The organism is Planomicrobium sp. CPCC 101110, assembly GCF_007859395.1.
Classification (GTDB): Bacteria; Bacillota; Bacilli; order Bacillales_A; family Planococcaceae; genus Planococcus.
In genome coordinates this window covers 782,172-796,306 of record NZ_VOHD01000006.1, presented here as the reverse complement: position 1 = coordinate 796,306, position 14,135 = coordinate 782,172, and the positions used below count along the sequence as shown (strand labels likewise).

The window sequence follows — 14,135 nt, the reverse complement described above, 5'->3', positions numbered from 1 at the left end:
GTTTGGGACCAAGGGGTCGCAGGTTCGAATCCTGTCTTCCCGACCATTACAATGGGGCCTTAGCTCAGCTGGGAGAGCGCCTGCCTTGCACGCAGGAGGTCAGCGGTTCGATCCCGCTAGGCTCCACCAACTATATATTATAAAGATCCTGGCGGCGTAGCTCAGCTGGCTAGAGCGTACGGTTCATACCCGTAAGGTCGGGGGTTCGATCCCCTCTGCCGCCACTTTTTAAGGACCTTTAGCTCAGTTGGTTAGAGCAGACGGCTCATAACCGTCCGGTCGCAGGTTCGAGTCCTGCAAGGTCCACCACATATATATTATCTCGGAGGAATACCCAAGTTTGGCTGAAGGGATCGGTCTTGAAAACCGACAGGGGAGTCAAATCCCGCGGGGGTTCGAATCCCTCTTCCTCCTCCATATTTTTAAAGTGTGGGCAAGTCTTGAAAATTATATATTAAGAGATTAATACATAATTGATCGTATTGTCGCGGAGTGGAGCAACGAACAGCGAAAGCTGCGAGTTACATCGATGCAGACGAAGCAGATGTCCATTGCGAAACAAGCGCAAGAGAAACAGCTTATCATCATTAATATTATCGCGGGGTGGAGCAGTTCGGTAGCTCGTTGGGCTCATAACCCAAAGGTCGCAGGTTCAAATCCTGCCCCCGCAACCAAATGGTCCCGTGGTGTAGCGGTTAACATGCCTGCCTGTCACGCAGGAGATCGCCGGTTCGATCCCGGTCGGGACCGCCATTTTTTCTTACATATGTGGCTCAGTAGCTCAGTCGGTAGAGCAAAGGACTGAAAATCCTTGTGTCGGCGGTTCGATTCCGTCCTGAGCCACCATATTTTGCGGGTGTAGTTTAGTGGTAAAACCTCAGCCTTCCAAGCTGATGATGAGAGTTCGATTCTCTTCACCCGCTCCATTTTACATATGGGCCTATAGCTCAGCTGGTTAGAGCGCACGCCTGATAAGCGTGAGGTCGATGGTTCGAGTCCATTTAGGCCCACCATTCCGAAGTAGCTCAGTGGTAGAGCACCGCACTGTTAATGCGATGGTCGTAGGTTCGAATCCTACCTTCGGAGCCATATACTGGGGAAGTACTCAAGTGGCTGAAGAGGCGCCCCTGCTAAGGGTGTAGGTCGGGAAACCGGCGCGAGGGTTCAAATCCCTCCTTCTCCGCCAGTATACGGCCCCTTGGTCAAGCGGTTAAGACACCGCCCTTTCACGGCGGTAACACGGGTTCGAATCCCGTAGGGGTCATTCCAAAAAACACTATGCATATTCTGCATAGTGTTTTTTATTATATAAAAAGCAGCTAGCTGAAAAAATTCGGCTAGCTGCTTTTTGGATTGTCAATGATTTTTTCAGGAATAGAAGTGCTTCTTTTTATCGAGGCTTGACTATGGATGATCATGCCGAGCATAACAACTATAATGCCTATCCATGAGGTTGGAGAGGGAAGGGCGATTGAGAGAATGATAATTTCTCCAGCCAAGGCGAAAAGAACTTCCAGTGATTGGGTAGCTTCGACTGCCGCTAACTTTTTCATGTCTTTTCGGACAAGATCAGTTGCTTTGAAAAAAAGAACAGTAGCAATGACTCCGGAACTTATTGCTACGATTAAGGATTGAAGGCTTTGGCTTATGCTTGGCACTCCCACTGTCGATACACCATAAATGGATAAGATGAACCAGAAGGGCAAACTGGCTAAAGTCATTCCAAGAACACGCTGGTAGGCATCCAATCGCCCATCACACAACTCCATCATTTTACGGTTTCCTAAAGGATAAGCGAAACAAGCGACCATAACAGGCAAAAATCCTAACAAAAAGACTTCCAATGAGATTTTTTGTGCACTTTCAACTTGCATTATAATGACCCCCAGCAAAATGATTATCGAAAACATTAAGCCCTTATAAGGAATTTTTTCGCGCCTCCACTGGGGTCCGCTAGAAGTATGTATTCTTGCAAAGAAAAAGGGAGCGATCAAAGACCCGGCTATAATTGTGATTTGCCAGCTGCCTGCGATAAGCCATCCAGGAGAATAGGCAGCTGCAAAACAAAGGGGCATGTAGAAAAGGCCAAATCCAATGAAACTCCACAGCAGCCAAGCTTGAGGGGCCTTCTTCATTTCCTTCAATAAAGGCTTCAAGTTTCTTCTAGCAAGCACAATGGCCACTAGAAAAGGAACCATAAAAATATACCTTAAAGCGGCACTCCAAATCCAGCTCCCTCCAGTAGCGTCCATACTTGCATTCAAAACAAAAGTGAAAGCAAAAAAGAATGCGGCAAAAATCCCTATAACAATCGGTTTCATAATATGCACCCCAATCCCAAACAATTATTAAATGATATGCTAATATATCGCATTTAGAAATTTCAGTCAACAGCCGGTTTTATTCAAAAATAGCAAAACCACCTCGACACGCCTAAGCTATTGCCTTATGGCCTTCTGCCATGACGATTCGGTGTTTTTTTTCTGTTTTATCAAAATAAGGTCGGGCAACAGCAAATGTTGTGCTGATTTTTATAGAAAAGAGTATGATAGAGGGTAGAGATTTAAAAGTGAAGAAGTTTAGCCATACTTATTTGAAAACGGAGGTAATCTGATGAATTCACAACCGTATTCATCGACCGAGAAATACGAAGATACGCGGTTTTTAGCGTATCGCTTCTATACTGAAACAATTGAAGTGACTGGAATGTCAGCACTAGCTTTTTTTGAAGCGGGAAAGGCTTCCTTCAAAGGGCAGCGGATGTTTTGGCAGAATCGTGAAAAAACGTTCACGCTTGTCGGGGTAGGGCATGCACATACACTTTCTACAGTGAATCACCATGGGCGATTTGAAGATATTCAAAAGGATTGGCAAAGCTTGTGCAAACAGATTGTCAATGAGGAACGTTCGGTACAGCCGGTTTTGTTTGGCGGATTTTCGTTTGATCCATTGAACAAACAGCAAAGTGAATGGGTCCGGTTTCCACAGGCTTATTTTGCTGTACCGTCATTCCAATTGGTCATAAAAAATGACCGGGCTTATGTCAGCATCCATTTGATCACCAAAGAGGAAGAAACATTCAATGAGTTTGAGGCTTTAAGGAAAGAACGGGACAAGATGATCCACACAGCCCAAGTGTCGGAACTGGCCGCTTATAATAAGCCGATTGTGAGTGGGCGGCAGGAATTGAAAAAAGAACAGTATATGGAATCGATTAAAAAAGTGACTGCCATCATCAAAGCGAAGCAAGCCGAAAAAGTGGTCATCGCCCGCACCTTGAAATTGAAATACAAAGAGGCCCTCTCTCCGGCATCTGCCCTTTATCAAGTTTCAAAAGAACAGCCTGAAAGCTTCTTGTTCGGTTTGGAGGCAGAAGACCAATTTTTCTTTGGGGCAACGCCAGAACGGCTTGTGAAGGTGGAAAATCGGCAAGCGCTCTCTACTTGTCTGGCTGGTTCCACTTCCAGAGGAAAAACAGTGGAGCAAGATACCGAGTTGGGCGAGGAATTATTGCGGGATCGGAAAAATCGTTCAGAACACCAATATGTTGTTGCGATGATCAGTAAAGTCTTTGCAGAACATTGCAGGGAGACCCTTGTCCCTAAAATGCCTGCGTTGATGAAAACCAGAGATATCCAGCATTTGCATACTCCGGTAAAAGGTGAATTGAAAGCGGGATCGACATTGTTCGATTTGGTGCGTGATTTACATCCGACACCTGCTTTAGGAGGGGAACCGAAACAGGCAGCCCTCAGTTTGATCCGCCAGTATGAAACGATGAATCGCGGGTATTATGCTGCACCTATCGGCTGGGTGGATGCCGGGGGCAACGGAGAATTTGCAGTTGCCATCCGATCAGCTCTATTAAATGAAAAAGAAGCATATTTGTATGCAGGCGGCGGAATTGTTGAGGATTCCACTCCCGAATCGGAGTATTTGGAGACTTGGATCAAGTTCCGGCCGATGCTCCGTGCGCTTGGAGGTCAACTACGTGATGAATCGTGAATATTTAACTGAATATGTATCGGCATTTACCCATTCGCTTGTCCATTTAGGGGTGAAGAATGCGGTGATCAGCCCGGGTTCCCGGTCTACACCGCTCGCTTATGCATGCATGAAACAGCAAGGCTTGAAAGTATACCGGCAGATTGATGAGCGTTCAGCAGCCTATTTTGCCCTTGGTTTGGCTAAAGCATCGGGAGAGCCTGTGATGCTGCTTTGCACTTCCGGGACGGCTGCAGCCAATTATTTTCCGGCGATTGTGGAAGCTTTCTATGCTCGAGTGCCGCTTATTGTAGTGACGGCTGACCGGCCGCATGAATTGCGTGAAGTCGGAGCACCGCAAGCGATCAACCAAATTGACCTCTTTGGATCCCATGTGAAATGGTCGGTTGATTTGCCGATGCCCGAACAGGAAAACCGGTTTGCTTTTTTGAGCCGCCATTTGCATCGGTCGGTTGCTTCCGCTAAAACAGAACCGAAAGGGCCTGTACATATCAACGTGCCGTTCCGGGAGCCTTTGAGAATTGATTTTGAACAGGGTTATGAGAGCCGGGGAGAAATTGCACATTTTTCCGGGGAATTAGCTTTATCTGAAGAAATGAAGAGCTTTTTGCTAGAGATGTTGGACAAACCAAAAGGAATAGTGATTGTCGGAGAAATGTCAGAGGCGCTTCCTGCCGAGTTTTGGGAGTTTGTCCAAAAACTGCAGTGGCCGGTTCTGGCAGATCCTCTTTCGAATATCCGGACGAATATCGACCCATCCTGCAAAGAGCTGATCATCGATTCTTATGATGCCTTGCTAAAGAATGAAGCATTCAAAAAAGAGGCGGTTCCGGAGGTGGTTATCCGCATTGGCCCTCAGCCGGTATCAAAACCGCTGTCGCTCTATTTAACGGCCATCAACCCTGAAACGTATATCGTATTTGATGAAAGCCCTATGCTGAGGGATGCCCAGTCGGTTGTGACGCATCACATCCAGGCTTCAGCTGCCGGTTTGTGGAATTTGCCCATAAAAGCAAAACCAGAAACTGATTATCGCTTGCAATGGACAAAAGCGAGAGATGTTTATTGGCAAGTGGTGGTGCGCCATTGTATGGAAGAAAAAGATGAAGGTGTAATGGCCAAGCTCTTTTTTGAAGAGTTGGATGCCTGTGATTTGGTTGTAGGCAGCAGCATGCCGATTCGGGATACCGATACATTCCTGCAGTCGACAGAACGGGATGTGCGGATTTATGCAAACCGGGGGGCAAACGGCATAGATGGCGTGGTGTCGACGGCGTTTGGCGTACAAGCTGCAAATGATCGGCCGGCATATTTGTTTATCGGTGATTTATCGTTTTTGCATGATATGAACGGATTGATCGCTTCGAAAATGCAGGCAACCGATTTGACGATTGTCATCATGAACAACGATGGCGGCGGCATTTTTTCCTATTTGCCTCAATCGCAAGAAGAGCGTTATTTTGAAGAATTGTTCGGCACCCCTACAGGATTGACGTTTGGCGAAGCCGCAAAAATGTACGATGCTGAATATGCGGCTGTCCAAACGAAAGAACAGCTGCTTGAAGCACTGCGGGCAACAAAACAAAAACAGGTGAAAATCATCGAAGTGTTTACGGACCGCCAAGAAAATGTCCGGGCTCACCGCAAATTATGGGAGCGCCTGAACGAGGAGTTGGCAAAGCAGTGAATGTAATGGCAAATGGTGTCCGTTATCATGTTGAAGTTGTTAATGAAGCAAAACAGCAGACGATTGTCTTTTTGCATGGATTTACTGGCAGTACAAAAACGTGGCGTCCGATTACAGAACAGCTGAAAGGCTTTAGAATAGTCTTGATCGATTTGATCGGACACGGGCAGTCGGAAAGTCCGCAGTCAGCAGAGCGTTATGCCATGGATCGGCAAATCAAGGACCTGGATGATATGATCAGCGAGCTGGCATTAACAAATTTCATCATGGTCGGCTATTCGATGGGCGGGCGCACGGCGCTTGCCTACGCCTGTACATATCCAGAACGCCTTAAGGCGCTAATCCTGGAAAGCGCTTCTCCTGGCCTTTGGACGACAGAAGAACAGAAGGAGCGGCAAGAGCGTGATGCTGCCTTGGCTCGCCGGATTTCAAGCGGCGGCATTCCGGCTTTTGTTGATTTTTGGGAAAATATTGCGTTGTTTGACAGCCAGAAACAATTGCCGGACCCGGTAAAACAAGCAGTGCGGCAAGAGCGGCTGGCGCAAAATCCGATTGGGCTTGCCAATAGTTTGCTTGGCATGGGAACTGGCTCTCAAGCTTCATACTGGGAAGCTTTGAAAGATCTGAAAATGCCGGTTTTATTGCTTGCAGGGACGCTGGATGCAAAGTTTAAAGGGATCAATGAAGCGATGCTCGCCCTTTTGCCGAATGGCCGCCTAGAGATTATGGAAGCAGGCCATGCAATTCATGTGGAAAAACCGCTCGAATTTGCTACAATGGTAAAGGAGCATTTGACATTAGAATTTTGAGGAGGAACATCATGACACGCGAGTGGATTACAGAACGTACATATGAAGATATCAAATATGAAACGTACAACGGCATTGCGAAAATTACGATCAACCGTCCGGAAGTGCGGAATGCTTTCCGCCCGAAAACGGTCCACGAATTGATTGACGCGTTTTCACGTGCACGCGACGATTCAAAAGTAGGAGTTATTGTTTTAACTGGTGAAGGCGAAAAAGCTTTCTGTTCAGGCGGAGACCAATCCGTACGAGGCCACGGCGGCTATGTTGGCGAAGATGAGATTCCGCGCCTGAATGTGCTGGATCTTCAGCGCTTGATCCGCGTCATTCCAAAACCGGTTGTTGCAATGGTTGCGGGCTATGCAATCGGCGGCGGCCATGTGCTGCATGTTGTCTGTGATTTGACAATTGCGGCTGACAACGCACGTTTCGGCCAAACAGGACCGCGCGTCGGATCTTTTGACGCTGGATACGGTTCCGGCTATCTGGCGCGTATTATCGGCCATAAAAAGGCTCGTGAGATTTGGTATTTGTGCCGCCAATACGATGCACAGGAAGCGCTTGACATGGGGTTAGTCAACACTGTGGTCCCTTATGAGCAGCTTGAAGATGAAACCGTTAAATGGTGCGAAGAAATGCTTGAAATGAGCCCGACAGCACTTCGTTTCATCAAAGCGGCAATGAATGCCGATACAGATGGCTTGGCGGGACTTCAGCAAATGGCAGGAGACGCGACATTGCTTTACTATACAACGGATGAAGCGAAAGAAGGACGAGACGCGTTCAAAGAAAAACGCAAACCGGACTTTGGCCAATTCCCTCGTTTCCCATGATTTAAATAGTTGAAAGCTGTCCTCTCGGGGGCAGCTTTTTTTGAAGGAAGGGTTTTAAAATATGAACTATCCGAACTGGTTATCACAGCGTGCCTATTTAAGCGGCAACCGGATGGCGCTGTCCTATGAAGAACAGGAATGGACGTTTTCTGAAATTGATCATATAGCGCAAGTGTACGCAGGCAAGCTCGCTGCACTGGGCGTCAGCAAGAAATCACGCGTGGCCATCCTTTCGAAAACGCATCCTGAATCAGTCTTTATCATGTATGCATGCCTTCATATCGGCTGCGAGATGGTCATGCTGAATGAACGGCTATCGGCTGTAGAATTGAAGTATCAGCTTGAAGATTCAGCTGCCCGGTTTATCCTGGCTGACGATGAATTGATTGGGAAAATCGAAGATTCAAATGCAATCTCTTTTGGTTCGATCCGAACTGAGGAACCGGCTGAATTTGTGATGCAGGAAGAGTGGGAGAAAGGGCAGACAGTTTCAATCATGTATACATCGGGAACAACGGGAAATCCGAAAGGCGTCCGCCAGACCGCAGAAAACCATTTTTCCAGCGCGGTATCATCAGCTTTGAATATCGGAGTATCACCGGAAGATATTTGGCTTTGCACGATGCCGCTGTTTCACATTAGCGGGTTTTCAATCTTGATGCGTTCGCTCATTTACGGCATGGGGGTTCGGCTGTATGCGAAGTTTGACGCTCAAAAATGCGCGGAAGAATTGGCGGAAGGATCAGTCACCCATATGTCGGTCGTTGGAGTCACATTAGAGCGGATTCTTAGTGTTTTGGATAAAGAGGAAATGACTGTATCATCAAAATTCAAGACGATGCTGGCTGGAGGCGGACCGATACCGGTAGCCTATATCCAGCGTGCTGAAGCGTATGGCATTTCAGTGCTGCAGACATATGGCATGACGGAAACCTCATCACAGACAACAACGCTGCAGCCGGCAGATGCGGAGCGGAAAATCGGGTCATCCGGAAAACCGCTATTCCTCTATATAGTGAAGATTGATGGAGCGGAGAATCCCGGTGAGCCGGGAGAAATTCATATTCGCGGGCCTCAAGTGGCGCCAGGCTATATCGGACGCTATTCGGAATTCCCTGTACAAAAAGACGGCTGGCTGCATACAGGAGACATCGGCTATTTGGATGAAGAAGGGTTCCTGTATGTCGTAGACCGGCGTTCGGATTTGATCGTCTCAGGGGGAGAAAACATATATCCGGCGGAAATCGAAAAAGTGCTGCTTGGGCATCCCGCTGTGCGTGAAGCGGGAGTATGCGGGATGCCGAGCGACGAATGGGGCGAAGTTCCGGCTGCGTTTGTTGTATTGAGCAATGGAGTCGAGGCGGATGAGCTGCTGGCATTTTGCCGGGGACAGCTTGCTTCCTACAAACTTCCAAAATCCATAAAAGCGGTGGATTCTTTGCCGCGCAATGCTTCCAACAAACTGCTGAGAAGAGAGCTGAAGGCATGGAACTGACTATTGCCGGCATCGAACTGCACCATGTGAAAAAGCCGCTTAAAACGCCTTTTAAAACCGCATTGCAGACGGTAAGGGAGCGGGAGTGCATCCTCATTCGGACAATGGATGCCGAAGGGGTTGAGGGATACGGAGAATGCGTCGCTTTTTCCACGCCCTGGTACACGGAAGAAACGATAGCTGGCTGCAGGTTTGTTTTGGAGAAGGTCTTGATGCCGCTGGTATTGAATAAAACTTTAACGTCTCCTGGACAAGTAGAGGAACTCTTTAAAAACGTCAAAGGCAACCGAATGGCGAAAGCTGGCATTGAGACAGCAATTTGGGATTTGTTTGCAAAAAAACAGAAGGTACCGCTATGGAAGTTCATCGGAGGGATTGACAAGCCGATTCCGGCGGGGGTCGTAGTGGCGTCAGATGAAGACAAGATCATGGAGCAAGTCGAGGCGGCGGCTGCCAAAGGCTATGAGCGCATCAAACTGAAAGTCACTCCGGCGTCTGACAGGGACTTGCTGAAAGGGGTAATCGGGAGATTTCCGGATATCCTATTTTTTGCCGACGCCAATGGCGGATTTGACGATGAGCCCTTTGAAAAGCTGCTCGCATTCGATTCGATCGGCTTTGCGCTTATCGAACAGCCATTCAGCGAAGAACAATGGCTGCTTCACGCACGGGCGAAAAAAGAAATGGAAACACCGATTTGCCTGGATGAAAGCATACGCAGCGCCGAAGATGCCCGGCGCATGATTGAACTGGAGGCAGGGGATGTCATTGTGCTTAAAATGGGCCGGCTTGGCGGCTGGAGTGAAACATTGAAAGTGGTCGAGTTGTGCCGGGCGCACGGAATCAGGATGTGGGTTGGAGGCATGATTGAGTTTGGTGTTTCCAAAGCGCATAACTTGGCGCTGGCCTCTTTGCCTGATATTTCATTGCCGGGCGATTTTTCCGATTCGGACCATTTCTGGCATGAAGATGTTGTCGAGCCGGAGATACGCGTTGACACCGGTAAAATCGCTCTTCGGTCGGAAACGGGCATAGGGTATAATTTGAAAATTTAAAGGAAAGCCTGAATTCTTGCCGAATTCAGGCTTTTTCTGTGATAACATGGCAGTAGAGATTTTGTTGGAAATGGGGTTTGATGAACTTGCAAAAAGTTGCTGCTATAGAAATCAGGAATTTAGCGGTCGGCCTGCCGGAACTGATGAAGTATGGGGAAGGAAAAGAAATGAAAACCGCCATACGCAAAAAGCCGGTGGAAAGAGTATTTTTATCAAAAGAAAAGTTCCAAGGAGACGACGTAGCAGACTTGAAGCACCATGGCGGGCCGGATCGGGCTGTTTGCATCTATCCTTATGAACATTATGCGTTATGGGAGAAAGAATTCGGCAAGCCGCTGCCCGCTTCCGCTTTCGGGGAAAATGTTACGGCGGCGAATATGCTGGAGGAGACAGTTTTTATCGGAGATATTTACCGGTTGGGAGAAGCCGTTATACAAGTGAACCAAGGACGGGTGCCGTGCAGTACGATTGACCGCAACCTGGATATGACGCCTCTTTTGAAAGCGATGGTGAAAACGGGGTTCACCGGTTATATGTGCCGGGTGCTCGAAGAAGGATATGTAAGCGCGGATTCCTCGCTGGAACTGCTTGAGCAGCATCCCCAGAAAGTTTCCGTCCTTTATACCAACCAAGTATTTTTCCATGAACCCAAAAATATCGAGGGAATAAAAAGAATTTTGGCTGTTCCCGAATTGGCGGACGAGTGGCGCGACAAGTTTGAAATGCGCTTGAGCAATTTGCTGAAAAAGCAGGCGGAATGAAATAAGATGTCCTTTTTTGGAAAACAGATAAAATGTTGGAATGACATGCAACCCAGTGCCAGAAAAAGCGCAGAAAGAAGATTTGTCTGTCCTAATGGATTTTAAAAATCGGCTTGCTGCAAGTAGACTGGAACATCCTTTTCAGCCAAAATTGTTGTTTGAATGGCTTGGGCCAAATGTTTTGTTGCCGGCAAAATTCATACGCAGTAGCATAAAAAAAGGCGGACCCTTAAGGGATCCGCCTTTTTTATGTGTTTATTTCAGTGCAGTTTTGAGCGTTTGAAGATTTTTCTCCATCAAGGTAAAATAGGTTTCCCCGTTATCAAGATCTTCTTGGGTAAGCACTCCGAGGTTATGCATTTGCAACGCTTCAGCACCGACTTCGTTTTGGATGACTTCCGTTAATTTCGAAGAAACATTCTGTTCAAAAATGATGTAATCGATGTTTTTCTCTTTTGCCAAATCGACTATTTCCGTCAGCTCTTTTTGGGACGGTTCATCCTGGCTGTTCAAGCCGGCGACTGGAATCTGCTCTAGGCCGTATGGTTCTGCAATATAGCCAAAAGCGGAGTGGGAGACAAAGAATGTCTTATTTGTTACCTGGTCCGATAAATCGGTGAACGACTGGTCAAGTTCTTCCAGCTCGCCAATGAGCTTCGCATAATTGGCTTCATATGTCTCAGCGCCTTCCGGATCTGCTTCTGTTAAAGAGTCTTTGATGGAGGCGGCTAATTTTTGGCTAAGCACCGGAGATATCCATACATGTGGATCTGTGTCGCCATGATTATGCCCTTCATGTGCTTCGGCTTCGTGCGCTTCTTCATGTTCATCTGAATGCTCTTCCTCATGTCCATCTGCATGCGCTTCTTCGTGTTCCTCTTCATGCGCTTCTCCGGACTCCAGTTCTTCGTCTGTGATAGCATCCGATGTCGCGACAAATTTTACATTTTCGTTTTCCAATGTCTTTTTCGCGTTGTCAATAAACCCTTCCAATCCAAGGCCGACATAGAACATCAAGTCAGCTTCGGCAAGCGCGATCATGTTTTGCTGAGTTGGTTCAAATGTGTGTTCATTGGCTCCGGCAGGGTAAATGGATTTGACATTGACCCGTTCTCCGCCAATGCGCTCGGTAAAGTACGTCAATGGATATACAGTAGTATAGACATCGACTTTGCCGGTTTCTTCGGCTTCGTTTTGCGAGCCGCCAGACTGGCCGCACGCGCCCAGTATTAGAACAAGAATAAACAAGAAAATTAATTTTTTCATAATAGGACCTCCAAAGTGTAATGATTACGTTTTTCTGACATTAGGTTATATTACACGAAACCGCCGAGAAAAACAAGAAACCCCCTAATTATTTTTTAGGGGGCCATTCTTCGGGAACAAAATCAATTCCGCCTTTATGAAATGGGTGGCATTTCAAGATCCGCCGTATTGCCAAATAAGCGCCTTTGACAGCACCGTGTTTCTCGACCGCTTCTATGCCGTAATGCGAGCATGTCGGATAAAACCGGCAGCTTGGCGGTGACAGGGGGGAGATGAACCGTTGATAAAAACGGAATAGCTTCAACAGCGCGGTTTTCATGGGAAGTCAGCTCTTTTCGGATGGTTTGAAAATCCTTTAATGTTTATTGTAAGGACTTTAGAGGTATTAATAAAGCATATAAGCTTAATCAACCTAAATGGAGAGTGATTGGAATGTCAGCGGAATTAAATCAGGAATTGAACGTGCAAGTGGCCACATGGTCGGTAGTCTACACGAAATTACATAATTTTCATTGGTATGTGAAAGGTCATCAGTTCTTCACTTTGCATGTGAAATTTGAAGAATTGTATAATGAAGCGACGCTGCACATGGATGAGATTGCCGAGCGGTTGCTGGCACTTGGCGGCAAGCCGGTTGCAACAATGAAGGAACAGCTGGAAATATCGGTTGTCGATGAAGCGACAAGCAAGGAAAGCTCTGATGAAATGGTCCAGACGGTCGTTTCCGACTATGACAAAATCATGAAATCGCTGAAACACGGCATGGAATTGGCTGCAGAAGACAACGATGACATGACAGAAGATATGTTGAATGCAATCCATCAAAACTTAGAAAAACATTCTTGGATGTTATCAGCATTTTTGGGCGAAAAGAAGTAAAATGGAAATAATGAAGCGTACACTGGTTCTTCAGTGTACGCTTTTTCTGATTGCCTAGAGGTGAATGAGGATGGAATATAAAGATTTGAACAATTACAGGTGTGAGTTGTCCTTCGTACCCGGCCAGTTTTCATTGGCCAGCAAACATGTATTGGTGATTGCGAAATTTCAAGGGCGTTGGCTCTTGACCGATCACTTGGTGCGCGGGCTTGAATTTCCGGGCGGCAAAGTGGAAGCGGGGGAAAGTTTAGCCGCCGCGGCAAAACGGGAAGTGTATGAGGAGACCGGAGCCATCATTGAAGACTTGGAATGGCTGGCAGAATACGTAGTGTATTCGGAAAAGCCTTTCTGTAAAACGGTCTTTTTGGGAAGAGTCAGCCGAATGGAAGCTAGTCCATTGCTTGAGACGGCTGGTGCGGTGCTGGCGGAAGAATTAGCGCTCGATGGCCGTTTCAGTTTTTTGATGAGAGACTCAGGCATGAAGGAAATTTTGGAGAAGGTGAAAAACAGTGGAAAATGGAGCGATTGAATCGAAAAAATGGTATCCATCGCCGAATCCGCATGTCCGGATGCAAGAAATTGTATACTGGTCTGAAGGCTTGAAAGTGAAAGGCTTGCTTGCTGAACCGAAAACACCCGGTGACTATAGCGGTGTTTTGTATTTGAGAGGCGGCATCCAATCGATCGGCATGGTCCGCCCTGCACGCATTGCTCAATATGCGGCGCAAGGGTTTGTCGTTTTCGCGCCTTACTACCGCGGCAACCGCGGAGGAGAAGGAAAAGATGAATTTGCGGGGGCAGACAGATGGGATGCGGTTTACGGTGTGGATGTATTGAAAGCGAAGTGCAATGGCAAAGTCCATGTTCTGGCATTTTCCAGAGGCGGCATTATGGCGCTTTGGACCGCTGTTTTGCGTGATGATATCACTTCCGTTGTCACATGGGCCGGCGTGACCGATACTGTATTGACGTACAAGGAACGGCCAGACATGAGGCGCATGATGAAACGGATTTACGGCGGTACGCCGAACACAGCCCTTGCGGCATATGAAGAACGCAATCCGTTGCTGCGTTTAGAGGAAGCAACAGCTCCGTTTCTGATTATCCATGGACTGAAAGATGAAAACGTTTCGCCGGGGCAAGCATATTTGCTTGAAGAAGCGCTAAAGATGAACAACCAGCCTCATGAAACATGGTATTTTCCAGACTACACTCATTTCTTTCCCCCAGTAGCGAACCGGCGGACAGTGCGGGCAGCGGCTGAGTGGATGAAAAAGCAAGAATAAGCCAAAAGAAGCTGTCCATTCAAGGACAGCTTCTTTTGGAACCGAAAAAGCCACCCGCATGG

At 47.3% G+C, this 14,135-nt stretch carries 13 protein-coding genes and 12 tRNA genes; 22 read left to right on the top strand and 3 right to left on the bottom strand.

Translation table 11 applies throughout. The features are described 5' to 3' along the window. The first annotated feature begins 53 nt into the window (after nt 1-53). From FQV30_RS11885 to FQV30_RS11830, 12 genes are all read left to right on the top strand, one after another. Nucleotides 54-129 (top strand) — tRNA-Ala (locus FQV30_RS11885). 21 nt (nt 130-150) lie between these two features. Continuing rightward, nucleotides 151-224, top strand: a tRNA-Met gene (locus tag FQV30_RS11880). A gap of 8 nt (nt 225-232) precedes the next feature. Further along, a tRNA-Ile gene (locus FQV30_RS11875) sits at nt 233-309 on the top strand. 15 nt (nt 310-324) lie between these two features. Beyond that, nucleotides 325-417, top strand: a tRNA-Ser gene (locus tag FQV30_RS11870). 180 nt (nt 418-597) lie between these two features. Then, nucleotides 598-674: transfer RNA gene (locus tag FQV30_RS11865), tRNA-Met, on the top strand. A gap of 3 nt (nt 675-677) precedes the next feature. Further along, nucleotides 678-753, top strand: a tRNA-Asp gene (locus tag FQV30_RS11860). A gap of 17 nt (nt 754-770) precedes the next feature. Further along, nucleotides 771-846, top strand: a tRNA-Phe gene (locus tag FQV30_RS11855). Between the two features lie 6 nt (nt 847-852). Continuing rightward, a tRNA-Gly gene (locus FQV30_RS11850) sits at nt 853-926 on the top strand. Nucleotides 927-936: 10 nt separating this feature from the next. After that, a tRNA-Ile gene (locus FQV30_RS11845) sits at nt 937-1,013 on the top strand. Nucleotide 1,014: 1 nt separating this feature from the next. Then, nucleotides 1,015-1,089, top strand: a tRNA-Asn gene (locus tag FQV30_RS11840). Between the two features lie 6 nt (nt 1,090-1,095). Then, nucleotides 1,096-1,186: transfer RNA gene (locus FQV30_RS11835), tRNA-Ser, on the top strand. A gap of 6 nt (nt 1,187-1,192) precedes the next feature. Further along, a tRNA-Glu gene (locus FQV30_RS11830) sits at nt 1,193-1,264 on the top strand. A 73-nt stretch (nt 1,265-1,337) separates the two neighbouring features. Here the strand turns inward: FQV30_RS11830 and FQV30_RS11825 are convergent. After that, nucleotides 1,338-2,321 (bottom strand): DMT family transporter, encoded by a 984-nt coding sequence (locus tag FQV30_RS11825; RefSeq protein WP_146500345.1) that lies wholly within the window; start codon nt 2,319-2,321, stop codon nt 1,338-1,340. A 292-nt stretch (nt 2,322-2,613) separates the two neighbouring features. Here FQV30_RS11825 and FQV30_RS11820 point away from each other — a divergent pair, with 292 nt between their 5' ends. The 7 genes from FQV30_RS11820 to FQV30_RS11790 all read left to right on the top strand — a co-directional run bounded on the left by FQV30_RS11820 (nt 2,614) and on the right by FQV30_RS11790 (nt 10,642). Beyond that, a complete protein-coding gene (locus FQV30_RS11820) occupies nt 2,614-4,005 on the top strand; it encodes an isochorismate synthase (RefSeq protein WP_146500344.1) in 1,392 nt (463 codons plus the stop codon). Further along, a complete protein-coding gene (gene menD, locus FQV30_RS11815) occupies nt 3,992-5,692 on the top strand; it encodes a 2-succinyl-5-enolpyruvyl-6-hydroxy-3-cyclohexene-1-carboxylic-acid synthase (RefSeq protein WP_146500343.1) in 1,701 nt (566 codons plus the stop codon). Before FQV30_RS11820 ends, menD begins: the two co-directional genes overlap by 14 nt. A 5-nt stretch (nt 5,693-5,697) precedes the next feature. Continuing rightward, the gene (gene menH, locus FQV30_RS11810; RefSeq protein WP_146500342.1) at nt 5,698-6,501 is read left to right on the top strand and encodes a 2-succinyl-6-hydroxy-2,4-cyclohexadiene-1-carboxylate synthase; all 804 of its coding nucleotides are present in this window, start codon (nt 5,698-5,700) and stop codon (nt 6,499-6,501) included. A gap of 11 nt (nt 6,502-6,512) precedes the next feature. Next, nucleotides 6,513-7,331 (top strand): 1,4-dihydroxy-2-naphthoyl-CoA synthase, encoded by an 819-nt coding sequence (gene menB / locus FQV30_RS11805; RefSeq protein ID WP_146500341.1) that lies wholly within the window; start codon nt 6,513-6,515, stop codon nt 7,329-7,331. Between the two features lie 61 nt (nt 7,332-7,392). After that, complete coding sequence (locus tag FQV30_RS11800) at nt 7,393-8,826, top strand: o-succinylbenzoate--CoA ligase (RefSeq protein ID WP_146500340.1); 1,434 nt, start codon at nt 7,393-7,395, stop codon at nt 8,824-8,826. After that, nucleotides 8,817-9,881, top strand: a complete 1,065-nt coding sequence (gene menC / locus FQV30_RS11795) for an o-succinylbenzoate synthase (protein WP_146500339.1) — start codon at nt 8,817-8,819, stop codon at nt 9,879-9,881. The genes FQV30_RS11800 and menC overlap by 10 nt, the downstream gene beginning before the upstream one ends. 80 nt (nt 9,882-9,961) lie before the next feature. Further along, nucleotides 9,962-10,642: an MOSC domain-containing protein gene (locus FQV30_RS11790; RefSeq protein ID WP_146500338.1), complete on the top strand. Its 681-nt coding sequence runs from the start codon at nt 9,962-9,964 to the stop codon at nt 10,640-10,642. 255 nt (nt 10,643-10,897) lie between these two features. Here the strand turns inward: FQV30_RS11790 and FQV30_RS11785 are convergent, their stop codons facing one another. Then, entirely contained in the window at nt 10,898-11,908 is a 1,011-nt protein-coding gene (locus tag FQV30_RS11785) for a metal ABC transporter solute-binding protein, Zn/Mn family (protein ID WP_146500337.1), read from the bottom strand. Nucleotides 11,909-11,996: 88 nt separating this feature from the next. Next, entirely contained in the window at nt 11,997-12,227 is a 231-nt protein-coding gene (yidD, locus tag FQV30_RS11780; protein ID WP_146494247.1) for a membrane protein insertion efficiency factor YidD, read from the bottom strand. A gap of 113 nt (nt 12,228-12,340) precedes the next feature. Here yidD and FQV30_RS11775 point away from each other — a divergent pair, with 113 nt between their 5' ends. The 3 genes from FQV30_RS11775 (at nt 12,341) to FQV30_RS11765 (ending at nt 14,073) form a co-directional block, all read left to right on the top strand. Next, complete coding sequence (locus FQV30_RS11775) at nt 12,341-12,787, top strand: Dps family protein (RefSeq protein WP_146500336.1); 447 nt, start codon at nt 12,341-12,343, stop codon at nt 12,785-12,787. Nucleotides 12,788-12,857: 70 nt separating this feature from the next. Next, nucleotides 12,858-13,316 (top strand): NUDIX domain-containing protein, encoded by a 459-nt coding sequence (locus FQV30_RS11770; protein WP_146500335.1) that lies wholly within the window; start codon nt 12,858-12,860, stop codon nt 13,314-13,316. Further along, a complete protein-coding gene (locus tag FQV30_RS11765; RefSeq protein WP_146500334.1) occupies nt 13,297-14,073 on the top strand; it encodes an alpha/beta hydrolase family protein in 777 nt (258 codons plus the stop codon). The genes FQV30_RS11770 and FQV30_RS11765 overlap by 20 nt, the downstream gene beginning before the upstream one ends. Nucleotides 14,074-14,135: the final 62 nt, after the last annotated feature.